The organism is Pseudomonas sp. DTU12.3 (assembly GCF_004124275.1).
Lineage (GTDB): Bacteria > Pseudomonadota > Gammaproteobacteria > Pseudomonadales > Pseudomonadaceae > Aquipseudomonas > Aquipseudomonas helmanticensis.
This window is the reverse complement of record NZ_CP027218.1, coordinates 545,270-563,084: the sequence shown is the minus strand read 5'-3', so window position 1 is coordinate 563,084 and position 17,815 is coordinate 545,270. Positions and strand designations below refer to the sequence as shown.

Here is a 17,815-nt window from a genome sequence, read left to right as displayed (position 1 = left end):
GATAGATCGACAGTAGCGATTAGACGCGACATCTTGCCGCGCCTAGTCTTAACGTTGATCAATCCGTCGGTGATGCCATGAACGCCAAGCGCCCAGCCTGCGCGGCGCCTGCACTCGAAACGCCCGCGCCAGCCGCCAGCCAGACTTACAGTTACAGCGATCTACCCCGAGAAGAATCGGCCAGCACCGCGCTGGCCGAGGAAGTCGCGTTGGCGATTGCCTACAACGGCATCAGTCAGGCAGTGATGCTGGTGACGCCGACCGACCTTGAAGACTTCATCGTCGGCTTCAGCCTCGGCAGCGGCATCATCATCGACGCTACCGACATTTATGACCTGCAATTGACTGGCGCCGGTTCTGCGCAATACGCACAAGTGACCATCGCCAATCGCGCCTTCTGGAACCTCAAGCAGCAGCGCCGGCAACTGGCGGGCACCAGCGGTTGCGGACTGTGCGGTGTTGAAGCGGTCGAGCAGGCGTTGCCCGACCTCAAGGTATTGCCCGGCGCGCCGTTGCCACCGATCGCATGGCTGGACGGTTTGCGCCAGCGCATCGGCGCGTTTCAGCCTTTGGGACAGCATTGCGGCGCGGTGCATGCAGCAGTGTTCATGGATGCCAGCGGCGAGTTGCTGCTCGGGCGCGAAGACATCGGCCGGCACAACGCCCTCGACAAACTGATCGGCGGGCTGATCCGGCAAAAGATATCCACAGAAGGCGGACTGGCGATTGTCACCAGCCGTTGCAGTCTCGAATTGATCCAGAAAGTCCTGCGCGCCGGCATCCAGACCCTGGTCAGCCTGTCTGCGCCCACGGGCCTTGCCGTGCAATGGGCCCGGCGACACAACCTCAATCTCATCCACCTGCCGCAGAAAAGTGCGCCGCGGGTGTATAGCCCCGCGATGGAGAATCAAGCGTGAGCCAACATCATCAAGCCGACCAGAAACCTGTCCCGCGCTACAAGCCTTACAAAGGCGCCGCCGGCGGCTGGGGTGCCCTGATCAGTGTGGCCCAGGCCTGGTTGACCAGCGACAACGCCCTGAAAAACCTGCGCATGATGCTCAAGACCAACCAGAACGGCGGCTTCGACTGCCCGGGTTGCGCGTGGGGCGACTCGCCGGAAAGCGGTATGGTCAAGTTCTGCGAAAACGGCGCGAAAGCGGTGAACTGGGAAGCGACCAAGCGCCGCGTCGATGCCAAGTTCTTTGCCAAGCACAGCGTGACCTCGCTGCTGGAGCAGAGCGACTACTGGCTGGAATATCAGGGTCGCCTGACCGAGCCGATGGTCTACGACGCCGAAACCGATCGCTACAAACCGATCAGTTGGGAGGATGCCTACGCGTTGATCGCCCGGCATCTGCAAAGCCTGCCTAGCCCGGACCTGGCCGAGTTTTACACTTCGGGTCGCGCCAGCAACGAAGCGGCGTACCTGTATCAACTGTTCGTCCGCGCCTTTGGTACCAACAACTTCCCTGACTGCTCGAACATGTGCCACGAGGCCAGCGGTGTTGCACTGGCGCAAAGCGTTGGTGTCGGTAAAGGCACTGTGACCTTCGACGACTTCGAACACGCCGATGCAATTTTCGTCTGGGGCCAGAACCCCGGCACCAACCACCCGCGGATGCTTGAGCCGCTGCGTGAAGCGGTAAAGCGCGGCGCCCAAGTGGTGTGCGTCAATCCGCTGAAAGAACGCGGCCTGGAGCGCTTCCAGCACCCGCAGCACCCGATCGAAATGCTCACCAACGGCGACAAGCCGACCAACACCGCGTATTTCCGCCCGGCACTCGGTGGCGACATGGCGGTGCTGCGCGGCATGGCCAAGTTCCTCCTGCAATGGGAACGCGATGCGCAGAAGGCTGGCGCGCCGGCGGTGTTCGATCACGACTTCCTCAATGAACACAGCGCCAATGTGCTGGAGTACCTCGGCGTCGTCGACGACACACCGTGGGAGCAGATTGTCGCGCAGTCCGGCCTGACCCTGATCGAGATCGAGCAAGCCGCGCGGATGTACGCCAAAGGCAAGAACGTGATCATGTGCTGGGCAATGGGCATTACCCAGCATCGCCATTCGGTGCCGACCATCCAGGAAATCGCCAACCTGATGTTGCTGCGCGGCAACATCGGCAGACCGGGCGCGGGCCTGTGCCCGGTGCGCGGTCACAGTAACGTGCAAGGCGACCGGACGATGGGCATCAACGAGCGTCCACCGGTAGCGTTCCTCGATTCGCTGGAGCGTCGTTTCCAGTTCAAGGTGCCGCGCCACAATGGCCACAACGTGGTCGAGGCGATCCATGCGATGGCCGAAGGTCGCGCCAAGGTCTTCATCGGTCTGGGTGGCAACTTTGCCCAGGCCACACCGGACAGCCCGCGCACGTTTGAAGCACTGAGCAATTGCGACCTGACCGTGCAGATCAGCACCAAGCTCAACCGCAGCCACCTGGCGCACGGTAAAGACGCGCTGATCCTGCCGTGCCTCGGTCGTACCGACATCGACATCCAGACTGAAGGCGCGCAAGCCGTCACTGTCGAAGACTCGTTCAGCATGGTGCACGCCTCCAACGGCCAGTTGCAGCCGCTGTCGAACCAGATGCGCTCGGAGCCGTCGATCATCGCCGGCATCGCGGCCGCGACACTGGGCAGCAAACCGGTGGACTGGAACTGGCTGGTGGCTGATTACGGACGCATTCGCGAGCTGATCGCCGATACCATTCCGGGCTTCAAGGACTTCGCCGAAAAGGTCAAGAACCCAGGCGGCTTCTACCTCGGTAACAGCGCCGGTGCACGCAAGTGGAACACGCCGTCGGGCCGCGCCAATTTCCGCGCAAACCTGCTGCCCAAGGATCTGGTACACGAACGCACCCGCGCCACCGGACAACTGCCGGACCTGATCCTGCAATCGATGCGCTCCCACGATCAGTACAACACGACGATTTATGGTCTGGACGATCGCTATCGTGGCGTCAAAGGTCAGCGTGATGTGTTGTTCGCCAACGAGGCTGACATCATTCGCCTGGGTTTCCGTCCGGGGCAGAAGGCTGACATCGTCTCGCTGTGGGACGATGGCCGTGAGCGTCGGGTGAAAGGCTTCACCTTGCTGGCGTTTGATATTCCGGCGGGGCAAGCCGCAGCTTACTACCCGGAAGTGAATCCGCTGGTGCCGTTGGAAAGCACCGGGGATGGCAGCCATACGCCGACATCGAAGTTCATTGCGATTCGGTTGGAAGCGGCGAGCGAGACTGGTTTGATCATGGCCAAGTCGGCTTAACACAAGATCAAAAGATCGCAGCCTTCGGCAGCTCCTGCACCGATCCCGGTAGGAGCTGCCGAAGGCTGCGATCTTTTCGCTTTTGCCTTACAAACGCCCACAAAAAAGGCCGCTTTTTCACAAAAGCGGCCTGTCCGAAGTAGCTAAAGACCGGCGAAAATCGGTTAAGTTCCGCATACAAAACAGCAACTTGCGAAATTGTATACAAGTCGTGTTATTCGTCGGATTTCGATTGTCACACTTGTTACACAGCCTCAGGATCGGCGCCGTCATCCCTTTGAGGCTCCTCTATGAAGTTCTCCCAGATTCTCTTGTTGTCCCTTGGCCTGGTCAGTGGTTTTGCGTCTGCAGGCGGCACCACCGAAGCAGGTGTGGGCGGCGCATTGGGCGGGGTTCTTGGCTCGGTCGTCGGTCAGTCTTTAGGCGGCAGCACAGGTTCAACCATTGGCGCAGCCTTGGGCGGCGCGGGTGGTAGCGCAGTCGGCGCCAACAAACACAGCCGTGGCGAAGCGGCCATTGGCGGTGCATTGGGCGCAGCCGGCGGTAACGTGGTTGGCCGCAGCATGGGCGGCACCACCGGCAGCCTGATCGGCGCCGCAGCAGGTGGCGGCGCCGGTGGTGCGCTGGGCAACTACATGGGCAACAAGAGCAATGACGATGATCGCCATTACGATCGCGGTCGTGATAACCGTCGCTACTACCGCGACGACCACCGTGGTCGTGGCCACGCCTATGGCCATCGCAAGCATCACAACTACTATCGCCACCGCTGATTGCTGACTAGCGGCAGGTCGATCAAAAGATCGCAGCCTGTGGCAGCTCCTACACAAATCAATGTGGGAGCTGCCGCAGGCTGCGATCTTTTTTGCTTTAAGCCACCACCAGACGCTCCAGAGCCTGCCGTAATTGACCTGGAATCGGCACCGGCTGATTGCTCGCCCGGTCAACGAACACATGCACGAATCGCCCGGCGGCACAGGCTTCGCTTTCGCCGACCTTGAACACCGCCAGCTCATACTGCACCGAACTGTTGCCCAGCTTGCCGACCCGCAAGCCGATCTCGATCAGATCCGGGAAGGCGATCGACGCAAAGTAATCGCACGCCGAACTGACCACAAAACCCACCACCTCACCGTCATGAATATCCAGTCCACCGACCTGGATCAGGTAGGTGTTCACCGCCGTGTCGAAGAAGCTGTAATAGGTGACGTTGTTGACGTGACCGTAAGCGTCGTTGTCGTGCCAGCGCGTGGTGATCGGCTGGAAGTGCGGGTAGTCGGTGCGTTGTGGCATCGGGTTGGACATTGATCAGCAATCCCTGAAGGTATTTTTTGCGAGTCTAATTTGAAACCGAGGCGCGACCTTCGCGAGCAAGCCCGCTCCCACATTCGGAACGCATTTCAAGTGTGGGAGCGGGCTTGCTCGCGATGGCGTCACCGCAGGCACCAAATCACTCAGTGATCGGCAAAACCCTTCCCCTGCGCCGCCAGCTCGCCAATCAACCGCGCTGGTTTCCATTGATCACCCTGCCGCGTCTCCAGCGCCAGCAAGCGCTGATGAATATCCGCCAGCCCCTGCTGATCCGCCCAGGCCATCGGCCCGCCTTTGTCTGCCGGGAAGCCATAACCGTTCAGATACACCAGATCGATGTCATGCGCCGACTCGGCAATGCCTTCCTGGAGAATCTTTGCCCCCTCGTTGACCAACGCCAGCAGGCAACGCTCGAGAATTTCCTCCGAGCCGATCTCACGGCGCTGGAAGCCCAACTCCTCACTGACGCGCAACACCAGTGCATCGACCTCAGGGTCATGCTCAGCCTGACGGCTGCCCGGCTCGTAATGGTAATAACCGTTGCCGGACTTCTGGCCAAATCGGCCCAGCTCGCACAATCGGTTATCCACTTGAACCTCCGGCGCGTCCTGCCCGATGCCAGCCAGCTCACGAGCCCGCCATTCGAGATCGATGCCGACCACGTCGTACATGCGAAACGGCCCCATGGCGAAACCAAAACCCTGCAACGCCGCATCGACCTGCTGTGGATAAGCGCCTTCGAGCAGCATCTTGCGCGCCTCCAGCACGTACGGATGCAACATGCGATTACCGATAAAGCCATGACAGTTGCCCGACACCACACTGACCTTGCCCATGCGCTGGCCGAGCGTCAGTGCCGCCTCCAGCGCCGCCGGCGAAGTCTGCGCACCGCGGACGATTTCCAGCAGCTTCATGATGTGCGCCGGGCTGAAGAAATGCAGGCCCAGCACCTGCGCTGGACGCCGGGTAGCCGCAGCAATCGCATCGATATCCAGCGCTGACGTGTTACTCGCCAACAGCGCCTCGGGCTTGAGCAAGCCATCCAGCTCGCGGAAGATTTTCTGCTTGAGTTCAAGATTTTCGTACACCGCTTCGATCACCAGATCGACATCACGAATCGCCGCATAATCCGCCGCCGCACTCACCCGGGCGAGACGTGCATCGGCCTCGGCCTGATCAATCCGGCCCTGCCGCACGTTGTGTGCATATGTGTCGGCAACCGTAACAAGTGCCTGCTCAAGCATCTGTGGATTGTTATCCACCCATTGCACGCTCACACCGGCGTTGGCCAGGCACATGACGATGCCCCGGCCCATGGTGCCCGCGCCGATCACGGCAGCCTGCTGAATATCGAATGTCTGGCTCATGTTGTTCTCTTGTTGGCGATCCGAAGACAGACACCAACCATAGTCAGCCGGCCAGGGTTTTTGAAGTTTATTACCGTGATGATCGACATTCAGCGGATGGATACAACTCGCGATGCTGCGATTTTTTGATATTGAAAAATCAACGATCAAAAGATCGCAGCCTGCGGCAGCTCCTACACGGATTGCAGGTGTTGTCGGGACCACTCGCGAACTTCGGCATAGGGGTATTCTTCCAGCACTGCATAGCCGGAAATTGTCCGCGCCTTGAGCTTGGTGAACAACGGCACGCTGATCCCGCATAGAAATCGCGTCAACCGTTCTGCTGTCGGCACGCTGCCGGTGTGTTGTTCATGCCTGTGGATAAAATCACTGCATAGCGCCGCGAAATTGTTACCCACAAGCGCTGGCAACTCGGGCGGTGCCGGTAATCGCGCGATATGCCCATGACACACTGAACAATGCCCGCAGCGCTCGGGAGCGTTGTGGTCGCCGAAGTATTCGGCCAGGCGATAACCCAGACAACGTTCGGTGGCGAACACCTCGAGCATCGCGTGAATCCGTGCAACTTCGGCCTGCTCATGCCGGCTGAAATAACCGTGCAACTCTGCGCTCAGGACGTCGCTGTCGAAATCACTGTGCAGCAGGCTGTAGACCTCGGTCATCTGCTTGCTTTCAAGCTCGACCCAGCCCTTCTCCTGGAAGTAATCCAGCGCCTTTACCACACGATTGCGTTCCGCCGCGTACTGCGTGTACATCGCCTCGAAACTCACCGTGGCCCACGTACGTGCGCGGCTTGAGGTCTGAATGATCGCAGCGACAAAATCCTTGCGCTCGCCTTCGAAGCGCTCAAGCAAGGCGTCAGGCTCCAGCAAATATTTGAAGCGGTATTCGGCGTAATACGCATAGCGCGGCGCGATCAGGCCACGTAGTTCCAACTGCACCAGCAAGGTCTTCAGCGGCAACGAGCGAATGTTGCTTTGATCCGCCAGCGGTCCGAGCAAAAACTCCCACTGCCCTTCCGGCACCGACGCTTTCAATTCTTCGAGCACATGGCGAATGCCGTCGCGCTCCGGTGTGTCGCCGTAGACGAAGTTTTCCAGCACGTTGAGGCTGTCACGGTTGGCCAGCACCAGGCAGTCCGATGGCTGCCCGTCCCGCCCCGCGCGACCGATTTCCTGACTGTAGTTTTCGATGGACTTGGGCAGGTCGAAATGCACCACATTGCGGATGTCGCTCTTGTCGATGCCCATGCCGAAAGCGATGGTGGCGACGATGCAATTGGACTGCCCGGCCATAAAGCGCTTCTGGATACCCTCGCGCTTTTCGTGAGGCAAACCGGCGTGATAAGCCTCGGCCTGAATGCCGTTGCGCTCGAGGTGTTCGGCGATATGTTCGGCGGTCTTCTGCAAGGTCACGTAGACAATGCTTGGCTGGTTTGGACGCTCGTCCATCCACTCCACCAGGCGCCGACGCTTGTCCGCACCACGCACCGGCTCGACCAGCAGATTGAGATTGGGCCGGTAGAAACCGGTGGTCACCACATCGTCGGCGGCGATGGCGAATTTGGCCTGCATGTCGGCGATGACTTTCGGTGTCGCCGTGGCCGTCAGCAACAAGGTTTGCGGGATGTTGAACTGACGCTGGTAGTCCGGCAGCTTCAAGTAATCGGGGCGGAAGTTATGGCCCCACTCCGAGATACAGTGCGCCTCGTCCACTACCAGCAACGAGATCGGTACCTGCTGCAAAAAGTTGCGGAAGCGCTCGTTCTTCAAACGCTCGACGGAGATCATCAGGATCTTCAGCTCACCCGAACGGGCACGCGCCATGACGTCATTGGCGTCTTCGCGGCTCTGTGCCGAATCGATGCTGCCCGCCGAAATTCCGTGGCGTTGCAGGAATGCCAGTTGATCCTGCATCAACGCCAACAATGGCGAGACCACCAGTGTCAGGTGTGGCAGCAACAGCGCCGGCACCTGATAGCAAATCGATTTGCCGGAACCTGTCGGAAAAATCGCCGCTGCCGAACGCCCGGCCAGCACTGCGCTGATCGCAGCCTCTTGTCCGGGTCGAAACTGTGGAAAACCAAAAACCTGTTCCAGGGTGTTGTGCATTCGCTGTCACTCCGTTGACCGCTGTCATGCCAACAGCCTAGCGGGCGATCGCAGCGAGTCGAGAAAAGGTCAGGGCCAAATCGATTCGCAATGATACAGCGGATCCACCAACCCTGGTGGCCGCGAGCCTGCTCGCCAAGAGGCCGATCGAGCCGACACGAGACTCACGGTTGCAACACGGCCACCCGCAGTTGCTCGTCGAGCACGCGCTCATGCACATCCAGGCTTTTGCTCGCCCACAACGCGTGTTCCGGGCTGATATCGCCGGTAAATGCTGCCGACAACTGACGCAGATCGGCAACACTGCGCACCCGCGGACAAAATGGCTGCCCGTCACAGTCCTGACTGGCGTGGCGATAGGTGACGAGCAAGCGATCCCACAGATTGTCACGCACATGCCTGACCGATTTGAGCTGTACGTGCGAAACGCCCAAACGTTGCTCAAGCCCGGACTCGTCCAGCGCTTCGCTGGCCAGCAAGGCTTTGCCGAACATCAACACTTCGGCGCGAGAGGCGGTGTCGACATTGGTCTGGCTGGCGAGTGTTTCTGGCCAACCGGTGCGGTCGAGATGATTGAGTACCAGCGCATTGCCGGCTTCCGCGGCGACCGTCATGCGGCAACCACTGGCCCATAGCAACACAATCGAGGCCATTCGTAGCCATTGCATACCTAATTCCCTTTAAGCGTGTATCGGACGTTTGGAAACGTCCCACAGATTCTGGCGCGCACCATACAGAGGTTTACCGCGAAACGCCTGACAAACCCGTAGGAAATTTTACGCGTAGGGGTTTTGCCTGAAAAACCCCATGAATACGCGTAGGGCAAATGCCCGCACCACGGAAAAACCCCTACGAATTCTGTCCACTTCGGCGGTCTTGTTCGCCCGCTCAACGCTCTTCTATAGTGGCCGGCGCGGCTGAAATACCCCACCGGCGCGAACGAGCGCCTTTGTAAAGGACCCGCCTCACCATGATCATCCGCTATCGCCCGCTCAAGACTTGCTACAGCGAAAACCCTGTATTGGTCATCGACACTCACGCCAGCCACGGCGACCTGCTCGATGCTGCAGATCAGCGTCTGCGCGCTGCCAGTGATTTGCTGGAAACGCTCTATTGTTTGTGTTTCAAACAATCTGACGTAAAAGACATACCCAACATCGTCAACGCACTTTATTTATTGATCAAAGATGGCTGCGACCTGCTTGAAGTTGCCAAGCAAACGCCTTCTTGAGCAAAACAATCCGCACAACTACAAAACCGGAAACAACACATCGCTTTATTTATTCAACCCAATAACACTAAGTTGTTTGCTCTTATATAAACCAAGGGCAACACCATGACAGTTTTAACCATATTTTTTTGTGGCACCGGCTCCAACAAATTTGACACTACCCATGGGAATTTCTGGAACGGTGAAATCGTTTCGACCCTGGCCTTGAATCATGCCGGCCGTGAGTACGCCGAGTTTATCGTGGTCGACGGCCCTGGCAGCGGCAACTTGCAAGCCGACGACCTGTTTACCAAAACCAAGGAATACGGCCTGACCGGCACCCTGTTTGGCACAGGCTGGGAGGAAAACGTAATGCACGCCATGAACATCATCAAAGGCAAGTGCGATTGGCAGCGCGAACAACTCACAGAAGCAGAATACAACCGCTTGAAGGCTGCCGGTATTCCTATTGAAGATGTAAAAATCGAACGCTCCTGGCTCTGGCGTAAATATAACTACGGCGACCGTAGCGTTACCCAGCAGAAGTTACAGGAACAAATCATCAAGACTTTCCGTAAAGACGGCATCATTCCGACAAAAGTTAATCTGGTCGGCTGGAGCCGCGGCGGCATTAGTTGCCATATGTTGGCCAACGCAATGTTCAAGGACAGCGCACTGAAAAACATCCCGGTAAACATTTTTGCCATTGATCCGGTACCGGGAATTGGCAACTTTCAGGATGAGCGGGTCAAGCTGGCCAGCAACGTCAAGGAATACGTCGGCTTCTACGCCCGCGACGAGCGCTCCAAAGGCTTCAGTTGCGTGATCCCGCAAACCGCCACGGGCACCAAAACCTCTGTCTATCCAATGGCCGGCCGTCACGCCACCCTGGCCGGCAATGCTACCGCCGGCGGCGGCGTACCGACCAACAGCAGCGACTTGAAGGCGCTTGTCGATCCTGGCCGCATCGTCCGCCATCTCGCTGAAACATGTCTCAAACGTTGGGGCGTGTCTCTGACAAAAACGCTAAACCTCAGCGACGCCGACCTGAAGACGCTCACCGCCAACGTCGTTCGCGACGAAGCGAAATACAAACTGATGCACAACCTTTCCTACACCTACTTCACCGAACTGGACAAGGGCGAGCGCTACGTTTCGCTGGGCAGCAAAGGCGTGCCGTTCTCGACGGTGAAAGGTGCGATTTACACGCCGGCGACCGGTCTGGCGACCAGTGTGCTGGATATTTCGGCGTATGCGCATTTGCGTTGAAAGGTCACTCACTGTCTTCGTTACTGAAGAAAACGCCAAAACAAGACGCATAACAGGAAAAACGCCCACAAAAAAGCCGCCCTCGAAGGGCGGCTTTTTCATTCACAACAAACCAATCTTACAACTTAGGCCCTGCAGCCTTGATCGCGTCGCTCACTTCGAACTTCTTGAAGTTCTCGATGAACAGACCGGCCAATGCCTTGGCAGCCTCGTCGTACGCAGCCTTGTCAGCCCAGGTGTTGCGTGGGTTGAGCAGGTTGGTTTCAACGCCCGGTACGGCCAGTGGCACGTCGAGGTTGATGGTGTCGAGGTGCTCGGTGGCAGCACCGATCAGCGCGCCGCTCTGGATCGCTGCGATCACCGCACGGGTGGTCGGGATGTTGAAGCGTTTGCCGACGCCGTAGCCGCCGCCGGTCCAGCCGGTGTTGACCAGGTAAACCTTCGAGCCGAAACCGCGGATACGCTTGATCAGCAACTCTGCGTATTCGCCAGCCGGACGCGGGAAGAACGGCGCGCCGAAGCAGGTGGAGAAGGTCGACTTGATGCCGCTGCCGGAACCCATTTCAGTCGAGCCCACCAGAGCGGTGTAGCCGGACAGGAAGTGGTAGGCCGCTTGTTCTTCGTTGAGGATCGACACTGGCGGCAGTACGCCGGTCAGGTCGCAAGTCAGGAAGATAACGGCGTTTGGCTCGCCGCCGAGGTTCTGCTCGGAACGCTTGGCAACGTGCTCCAGCGGGTAGGCCGCGCGGCTGTTCTGGGTCAGGCTGACATCGGCATAGTCGGCGTGCTTGGCGTCGTCGATGACGACGTTTTCCAGTACAGCGCCGTGCTTGATGGCTTTCCAGATAACCGGCTCGTTCTTCTCGGAGAGGTCGATGCACTTGGCATAGCAACCGCCTTCGATGTTGAACACTACGCCTTCGCCCCAGCCGTGTTCGTCGTCACCGATCAGGTAACGGCTTTCGTCGGCTGACAGGGTGGTTTTACCGGTTCCCGACAGACCGAAGAACAGGGTCACGTCGCCTTCTTCACCGATGTTGGCAGCGCAGTGCATTGGCAGCACGTCAGCGGCCGGCAGCAGGAAGTTCTGCACGGAGAACATGGCTTTCTTCATTTCACCGGCGTAACGCATGCCGGCGATCAGCACTTTCTTCTGGGCGAAGTTGAGGATCACGCAACCGTCGGAGTTGGTGCCATCACGCTCAGGCACGCACTCGAAGTTGGCGACGTTGAGCACTTGCCACTCTTCACGGCCAGCCGGGTTGTACTGGGCCGGGTTGATGAACAGGCAACGACCGAACAGATTCTGCCAGGCAGTCTGGGTGGTCATTTTCACGGCCAGGTAGTGATCTTCGGCCGCGCCTACATGCACGTGGGAAACGAAGTGCTCTTGCGCGTTGTTGAACGCTTCAACGCGGTCCCACAGGGCATCGAACTTGTCGGCCGGGAACTTGCGGTTGATCGGGCCCCAGGCGATAGCGGCCTGGGTGGAAGGCTCTTCAACGATGAAACGGTCAACTGGCGAACGACCGGTGCGGTGACCAGTGCGAACAACCAAGGCGCCGGTATCGGCAAGCTCGCCCTCACCGCGATTCAAGGCTTCTTTTACCAGATCATCAACACTCAGATCGGTGTACACGGCGTTATTGGCTTGCGTCATGAGATTCCCCGTCGGCCAGTGGCCGAGTGTGCTCCAAACGTTTTGTAGTAGAAAGTCGTGCACTACTACCGCGACAAAAAGTGGGCCGGATTATGCCAGAAACGCCCAAAAAGAGTAGGGTCCTCCCGTCGTAACGGCGATATTCCGTCGCTGACCAGTGAATTTACCTGCGCTGAACCGTTTTAGTGCCGGGTATCTGACGGCGTGTCCACGCCTGCGCCAGCGAACAATTGAGCAACATCCGTGGCATCGAACAGGTAGCGCTCGTTGCAGAACTGGCAATCGACCTCGATGTTGCCGCCGTGTTCGACCACCAATTGCTGCGCATCTTCCAGACCGAGACTGACCAGCGCGTTGCCGGAGCGTTCCCGCGAGCAACTGCAACGGAAGCGCAGTTTCTGCACATCGAACAGACGAACCTGCTCTTCGTGGTAGAGGCGATGCAGCACGGTTTCGTTGTCGAGGCTGAGCAACTCATCGGCGGTCAGGGTGGTGGCCAGCGCGGTGATGTGCTGCCAGCTGGCGGCGCGATCTTCTTCGTCCTTCAAACGGTCTGCCGGCAATTGTTGCAGCAGCAAGCCACGCGCACGACGACCGTCAGCGAACAGCTTGAAGCGAGTGCCAACCTGTTGCGACATGACGAAATAGTTGGTGAAGCAATCGGACAGTGTTTCGCCGTCGAGATCGACGATGCCTTGGTAGCGCTGGCCAACTGTCGGGTCGACGGTCAGGGCCAGAACGCCGTTCGGCATCAGGTCGGCGAGGGTCGCATCCGCCGCGATCTGATCGGCGTGATAACGCGCCAGACCACGGATGTCGCGGTCGCTGGAGCACTCGATCATCAGCATCGGGATCGGCCCTTCGGAACGCGCCTGCAGAATCAGCAGTCCATCGAACTTGAGGGTGCCGACCAGCAACGAGGCGGCCGCCATCAGTTCGCCGAGCAATTGCGCAACCGGCTCCGGGTACGGGTGCTTGGCGAGGACTTCGGCGTAGCTGCGCTCAAGCGCGACCAGTTCGCCACGGGTGTCGCTGTCATCAAAGATGAAGCGTTGGGTGAAATCGGTATCCGGTAGGTCGGTCATAGGTCTGGGTATCTGAATGTGGTGACAAAATGGTTACAAAACGTGAAAATTTACGCTTCTCGGCATAATTTTTGGTGCTGACTGTTCAGCCATTGGAGGCATTTTATGAACAATCCGGGTTTGTTCCAATCAAGGTGGAACCTCGGCCGGCTGGTTCTGTGCAACGTCGTGCCATTAGCGCTACTGGCTTTCTGGTTATGGCCTACGGGCAACTCGCTGTGTGTGATTTTCGACGAGTGGCTGTTTCGCTCACTCAATGCACCACTGGCCAGCAACCCGATATGGCTCCACATCTGGGCAATTGCAAGTATGCGTCCGTTCGACATCGTCGTTGGCCTGATCCTGCTGACCCTGCTGATCAAGGGCGACTGGGTGTTCAAGGCGATTGACGTACGCCGGGCTTTTTTCGGTTTTCTTTCGATCCTGCTGTTGATGGTGGTGATTCGCGCACTGTTTTCCAAGTTCGCCGACCATATGGATTGGCAGCACAGCAGTCCGTCAATGGTGCTTGAAGGTGCCGTGCACATCAGCGATTACTTCCCGGATCTGGAAAAAACCTGGGAAGTGAAAGATCGCTCGAGCCAGAGCTTTCCCGGTGACCATGCTTCGGTGCTGCTGATCTGGGCACTGTTCATGGGCGTGTTCAGCCGTACGGCCGGGCAGTTTCTGACGGTCTGGGGCCTGGCTGTTCTGTTCATGCTGCCGCGCCTGGTGGCGGGTGCGCATTGGGGGCAGGACGATTACATCGGTGGCGTATTGCTGGCGGTGTGGGCATTGGGCTGGGGTTATTACACGCCGTTTGCCTATCACGCATCGAACTTCTGGCTGAAGATGACCGCGCCGGTTTTCGCGCTGCTGGGCAAGTTGCCGGTGGTTTCGCGGATGAGTGTGGTGCGTAGCGCCTGAGCCCGAGCTGTCTTCGGCGAGGGCTACGCCCTCGATTCGCGAGCAAGCCCGCTCCCACATCAGACCGCATTTCTTCAGTTGAAATGCAGTCTGATGTGGGAGCGGGCTTGCTCGCGAAGAGGCCAGCAAAAACAACGCAAAAACCTCGCTCTCACTCGTCGTTGCTGCTGCCGCGAAACTTGAACAAATCCCGCCGCTGTTTCTTGCTCGGCTTGCCATCGGTGCTCACACCCAAAGCACCCGCTTTGCGCATCGCCGCAGCCGCTTCGCGCTTGGCGATACTCACCTCGGTTTCCGAATACAACGCCTGTGCTTCAGGCGCGCCGCGGCGCATGATCGACAACGCCTCGACCTTCACCGTGCGCACTTCAAAACCGGTGCGGATCTCGAACTCATCGCCAATGCGTGGCTCTTTGCCAGGCTTGCAGCGCTCGCCGCGACAATGCACCTTGCCACTCTCGATCGCTGCTTTGGCCAAGGCGCGGGTTTTATAAAAACGCGCTGCCCACAGCCACTTGTCGAGACGGACCTTGTCGTCCTCTGCGCTTTTTTGTGCCATGGCGTTTCCTCATTCTGAAATATTGATGAACTGTACTACCGTTTCAGTCATGTCATGAATGACCCTGTCCCGGATTACAATGCGCGCGTTCCGGCGCCTGCTTCAGGGGACGGAAATCCGGGCTGTAGATATCTGTCGCCTTTTAACCCTTATTCTGCGTGAATACCGCGAATCCGGCCCCGTGTGGGCTGAGCGGTTGCCACGGTTGAGCATTTTTTTGAAGACATTTGACCATTTGACTGTTGTCGGTCTGCGCGAGTGGGTGGCGCTCCCGGATTTGGGAGTCGCTGGCCTGCGAGCGAAAATCGACACCGGCGCCAGCACCTCCAGCCTGCATGCCACCGACATCGAACCGTTCGAACGCGACGGCGAAAAGTGGGTGCGCTTTACCGCGCACCTGGGCACGGTGGTGCAGTTGCGTCACCGCCGTTGCGAAGCACCGCTGGTGACCCGCAAAACCATAAAAAGCTCCAACGGCCATGCGCAGGTGCGCTACGTCATCAGCACTACTCTGGCCCTGGGTGATCGGGTCTGGCCGGTCGAGTTCACACTCGCCTGCCGCAAGTCCATGCGTTATCGCCTGTTGCTCGGCTCCAAAGCCCTGATCGATGGCCAGTTGGTGGTCAATCCAGGCATCAAATATGTACAAGACAAGCCGGTGTTCCCGGTATCTACCTCCTCCACAGGTGTTGCATGAAGATCGCTGTGCTGTCGCGGAACCCGCGTCTGTATTCCACCCGCCGTCTGGTTGAAGCCGGGACCGAGCGCGGGCATGAAATGGTAGTGATCGACACCTTGCGCGCCTACATGAACATCGCCAGCCACAAGCCGCAGATCCACTATCGCGGCAAACCGCTGGAAGGCTTCGACGCGGTGATCCCGCGGATTGGCGCGTCGGTGACGTTTTACGGTTGTGCGGTGTTGCGCCAGTTCGAAATGATGGGCGTGTTCCCGCTCAACGAGTCGGTGGCGATTGCCCGCTCACGGGACAAACTGCGTTCGCTGCAATTGCTCTCGCGTCGCGGTATCGGTCTACCGGTCACCGGTTTTGCGCACTCGCCGGACGACATTCCCGACCTGATCGACATGGTCAACGGCGCCCCGCTGGTGATCAAAGTGCTGGAAGGCACTCAGGGCATCGGTGTGGTGCTGTGTGAAACCGCAACGGCGGCGGAATCGGTGATCGAGGCGTTCATGGGCCTGAAGCAGAACATCATGGTTCAGGAATACATCAAGGAAGCCGGCGGTGCGGATATCCGTTGCTTCGTAGTCGGCGACAAAGTGATCGCGGCGATGAAGCGTCAGGCCAAGCCGGGTGAGTTCCGTTCCAACCTGCATCGCGGCGGCAGCGCGAGCCTGATCAAGATCACTCCGGAAGAACGCATGACCGCGCTGCGTGCAGCCAAGGTCATGGGGCTGGCGGTAGCGGGTGTGGATATCCTGCGCTCCAATCATGGGCCATTGGTGATGGAAGTGAACTCGTCGCCGGGCCTGGAAGGGATCGAGACCACCACCGGCAAGAACGTGGCGGGGATCATCATTGAGCATCTGGAAAAGAATGGTGGGCCGAACATGACGCGCACCAAGGGTAAAGGTTAAGCCCGGAAATATGTGGCGGTTGTGAGGCCGCCTTCGCGGGCAAGCCCGCTCCCACAATGTCCGTGTCGTACACAAATCATGTGAACATCGCGGCCCCTGTGGGAGCGGGTTTGCTCGCGAAGGGGCCATCAGCCCCACCGGAACTCTCAATCCTTAAACGGCATCCCGAGGCAGCATCAACCCAAGCGGCAACCTTACCCGCGCCTCCAGCCCGCCGCCGGAGCGATTGCGCAACTCGACATTGCCGCCATGCATCGAAGCAATCCGCTTCACGATCGCCAGACCCAACCCGGTCCCCTTGCCACCACGGGCACGGTCACCGCGGGTAAACGGGTTGAAAATCGCCTCAAGCTCCGAAGGATCAATTCCCGCCCCCCGGTCCATCACACTCAGCACCACATAAGGCGCACTGGTGTCGCCTGACACATAGGCCGCCACTTCAACGCCGCTGCCGGCATGGTGCAAAGCATTGCCGATCAGGTTGTTGAGCAAGCGTTTCATCGACACTCGGCGTAGCGGGAATGGCTGGATCGGCTCCAGGCGCAAGCGCACTTTCTCTTCGTTCTGGTTGTACGGCGCTGCCACCTCACGCACCAGATCGCTGAGATCCACCTCTTCCACCGACTCGTCGCGACCATCGCGAATGAACGCGAGGAACTGGTCGAGAATCGCGTCCATGTCTTCGATGTCTCGCACCATGTCGTCAGTCAGATCGGTGTGGTCACCCATCAGCTCCAGCGACAAGCGCAACCGCGTCAACGGTGTGCGCAAATCGTGGGAAACCCCGGCCAGCATCAACTCTCGCTCACGCCCGGCCTGTTCGACGTCCTCAGCCATCTGGTTGAAGGCACGGTAAACCTCGGCCATCTCGCTCGGCGTGTCACTGATCGGCAAACGCACACTGCGGCCCTGACCGAGTTGCCGCGCGGCATACACCAGGCGTTTCAGCGGCTGATTGAGCTGACTGACGAAAATCCACGCCGACGCAGTCGAGAGCAGACCGATGGCGAGGAACCAGCCGAGTACGTTCCAGATTTTCTGGCCGCGCAACGGATGCGGATACAGCGGCACTTTCAGCCAGCCATCCCCCAGGCTCGGCGCACGCACCCACAGCGCTGGCGGCGAATGCATACGCAAACGCACTTCGGTGTCGGCACCGAGTTCGGCCTGCATCTGTCGCTGGTAGATTTCACTGTACGGCCAATGCTGTTCGCCTTCCGGCACACCGGCACCGACCACCCGGATCAGGGTCGCGGCATCGGCGATCTTTGCGCGGTTTTCTTCATCGGCGGCCCAATAGGCGCGCAACGTCAGGGCGACGCCGTGACTGTACTGACGATCCACCAGCACGTCCTCGTTCATCAACAGATAAACCAGGGTCAGCGCCTTGGAAAACAGCACGACGATGAGCACCAGCCAGAGGGTGCGAGAGAAAAAACTTTGGGGGAACCAGACGGGGGTTTTCATCTATAACCG

The 17,815-nt window shown here is 58.9% G+C and carries 16 protein-coding genes; 8 read left to right on the top strand and 8 right to left on the bottom strand.

What is annotated here, in order from left to right; genetic code table 11:
• Positions 1 to 77: 77 nt before the first annotated feature.
• From fdhD to C2E19_RS02470, 3 genes are all read left to right on the top strand, one after another.
• Positions 78 to 917 carry a formate dehydrogenase accessory sulfurtransferase FdhD gene (fdhD, locus tag C2E19_RS02480; RefSeq protein WP_129387642.1) on the top strand — a complete coding sequence of 280 codons (840 nt, stop codon included), beginning with the start codon at positions 78 to 80 and terminating at the stop codon, positions 915 to 917.
• A complete protein-coding gene (locus C2E19_RS02475; protein ID WP_129387639.1) occupies positions 914 to 3,262 on the top strand; it encodes an FdhF/YdeP family oxidoreductase in 2,349 nt (782 codons plus the stop codon). The genes fdhD and C2E19_RS02475 overlap by 4 nt, the downstream gene beginning before the upstream one ends.
• 290 nt (positions 3,263 to 3,552) lie before the next feature.
• Positions 3,553 to 4,035 (top strand): glycine zipper domain-containing protein, encoded by a 483-nt coding sequence (locus C2E19_RS02470; RefSeq protein WP_129387636.1) that lies wholly within the window; start codon positions 3,553 to 3,555, stop codon positions 4,033 to 4,035.
• A gap of 97 nt (positions 4,036 to 4,132) precedes the next feature.
• Here C2E19_RS02470 and C2E19_RS02465 read toward each other — a convergent pair whose 3' ends face one another.
• The 4 genes from C2E19_RS02465 to C2E19_RS02450 form a co-directional block, all read right to left on the bottom strand.
• Positions 4,133 to 4,567 (bottom strand): thioesterase family protein, encoded by a 435-nt coding sequence (locus C2E19_RS02465; RefSeq protein WP_129387633.1) that lies wholly within the window; start codon positions 4,565 to 4,567, stop codon positions 4,133 to 4,135.
• 149 nt (positions 4,568 to 4,716) lie between these two features.
• Complete coding sequence (locus C2E19_RS02460) at positions 4,717 to 5,940, bottom strand: 3-hydroxyacyl-CoA dehydrogenase (protein WP_129387630.1); 1,224 nt, start codon at positions 5,938 to 5,940, stop codon at positions 4,717 to 4,719.
• 173 nt (positions 5,941 to 6,113) lie between these two features.
• Complete coding sequence (locus C2E19_RS02455; RefSeq protein ID WP_129387627.1) at positions 6,114 to 8,051, bottom strand: ATP-dependent DNA helicase RecQ; 1,938 nt, start codon at positions 8,049 to 8,051, stop codon at positions 6,114 to 6,116.
• Between the two features lie 164 nt (positions 8,052 to 8,215).
• The gene (locus C2E19_RS02450) at positions 8,216 to 8,719 is read right to left on the bottom strand and encodes a polysaccharide deacetylase (protein WP_129387624.1); all 504 of its coding nucleotides are present in this window, start codon (positions 8,717 to 8,719) and stop codon (positions 8,216 to 8,218) included.
• Between the two features lie 302 nt (positions 8,720 to 9,021).
• On the opposite strand from C2E19_RS02450, the gene C2E19_RS02445 reads away from it, so the two are divergent.
• Together C2E19_RS02445 and C2E19_RS02440 are read left to right on the top strand one after the other, a co-directional pair.
• Entirely contained in the window at positions 9,022 to 9,282 is a 261-nt protein-coding gene (locus C2E19_RS02445) for a hypothetical protein (protein WP_129387621.1), read from the top strand.
• A 105-nt stretch (positions 9,283 to 9,387) separates the two neighbouring features.
• Complete coding sequence (locus C2E19_RS02440) at positions 9,388 to 10,530, top strand: hypothetical protein (protein WP_129387618.1); 1,143 nt, start codon at positions 9,388 to 9,390, stop codon at positions 10,528 to 10,530.
• Positions 10,531 to 10,648: 118 nt separating this feature from the next.
• Here the strand turns inward: C2E19_RS02440 and C2E19_RS02435 are convergent, their stop codons facing one another.
• Positions 10,649 to 12,190 (bottom strand): phosphoenolpyruvate carboxykinase, encoded by a 1,542-nt coding sequence (locus tag C2E19_RS02435; RefSeq protein ID WP_129387615.1) that lies wholly within the window; start codon positions 12,188 to 12,190, stop codon positions 10,649 to 10,651.
• 182 nt (positions 12,191 to 12,372) lie between these two features.
• Positions 12,373 to 13,275 carry an Hsp33 family molecular chaperone HslO gene (gene hslO, locus C2E19_RS02430; protein ID WP_129387612.1) on the bottom strand — a complete coding sequence of 301 codons (903 nt, stop codon included), beginning with the start codon at positions 13,273 to 13,275 and terminating at the stop codon, positions 12,373 to 12,375.
• A gap of 105 nt (positions 13,276 to 13,380) precedes the next feature.
• On the opposite strand from hslO, the gene C2E19_RS02425 reads away from it, so the two are divergent.
• Positions 13,381 to 14,181: a phosphatase PAP2 family protein gene (locus C2E19_RS02425; RefSeq protein ID WP_129387609.1), complete on the top strand. Its 801-nt coding sequence runs from the start codon at positions 13,381 to 13,383 to the stop codon at positions 14,179 to 14,181.
• A 151-nt stretch (positions 14,182 to 14,332) separates the two neighbouring features.
• On the opposite strand, the gene C2E19_RS02420 is transcribed toward C2E19_RS02425, so the two are convergent.
• On the bottom strand, positions 14,333 to 14,740 hold the full coding sequence (locus C2E19_RS02420; RefSeq protein WP_129387606.1) for an RNA-binding S4 domain-containing protein: 408 nt from the start codon (positions 14,738 to 14,740) through the stop codon (positions 14,333 to 14,335).
• A 235-nt stretch (positions 14,741 to 14,975) separates the two neighbouring features.
• On the opposite strand from C2E19_RS02420, the gene C2E19_RS02415 reads away from it, so the two are divergent.
• Positions 14,976 to 15,437: an ATP-dependent zinc protease gene (locus C2E19_RS02415; protein WP_171057267.1), complete on the top strand. Its 462-nt coding sequence runs from the start codon at positions 14,976 to 14,978 to the stop codon at positions 15,435 to 15,437.
• Positions 15,434 to 16,339 carry a 30S ribosomal protein S6--L-glutamate ligase gene (gene rimK, locus C2E19_RS02410; RefSeq protein ID WP_007949201.1) on the top strand — a complete coding sequence of 302 codons (906 nt, stop codon included), beginning with the start codon at positions 15,434 to 15,436 and terminating at the stop codon, positions 16,337 to 16,339. Before C2E19_RS02415 ends, rimK begins: the two co-directional genes overlap by 4 nt.
• Before the next feature lie 153 nt (positions 16,340 to 16,492).
• Here the strand turns inward: rimK and C2E19_RS02405 are convergent, their stop codons facing one another.
• Positions 16,493 to 17,806, bottom strand: a complete 1,314-nt coding sequence (locus C2E19_RS02405) for an ATP-binding protein (protein WP_129387603.1) — start codon at positions 17,804 to 17,806, stop codon at positions 16,493 to 16,495.
• Positions 17,807 to 17,815 lie beyond the last annotated feature (9 nt).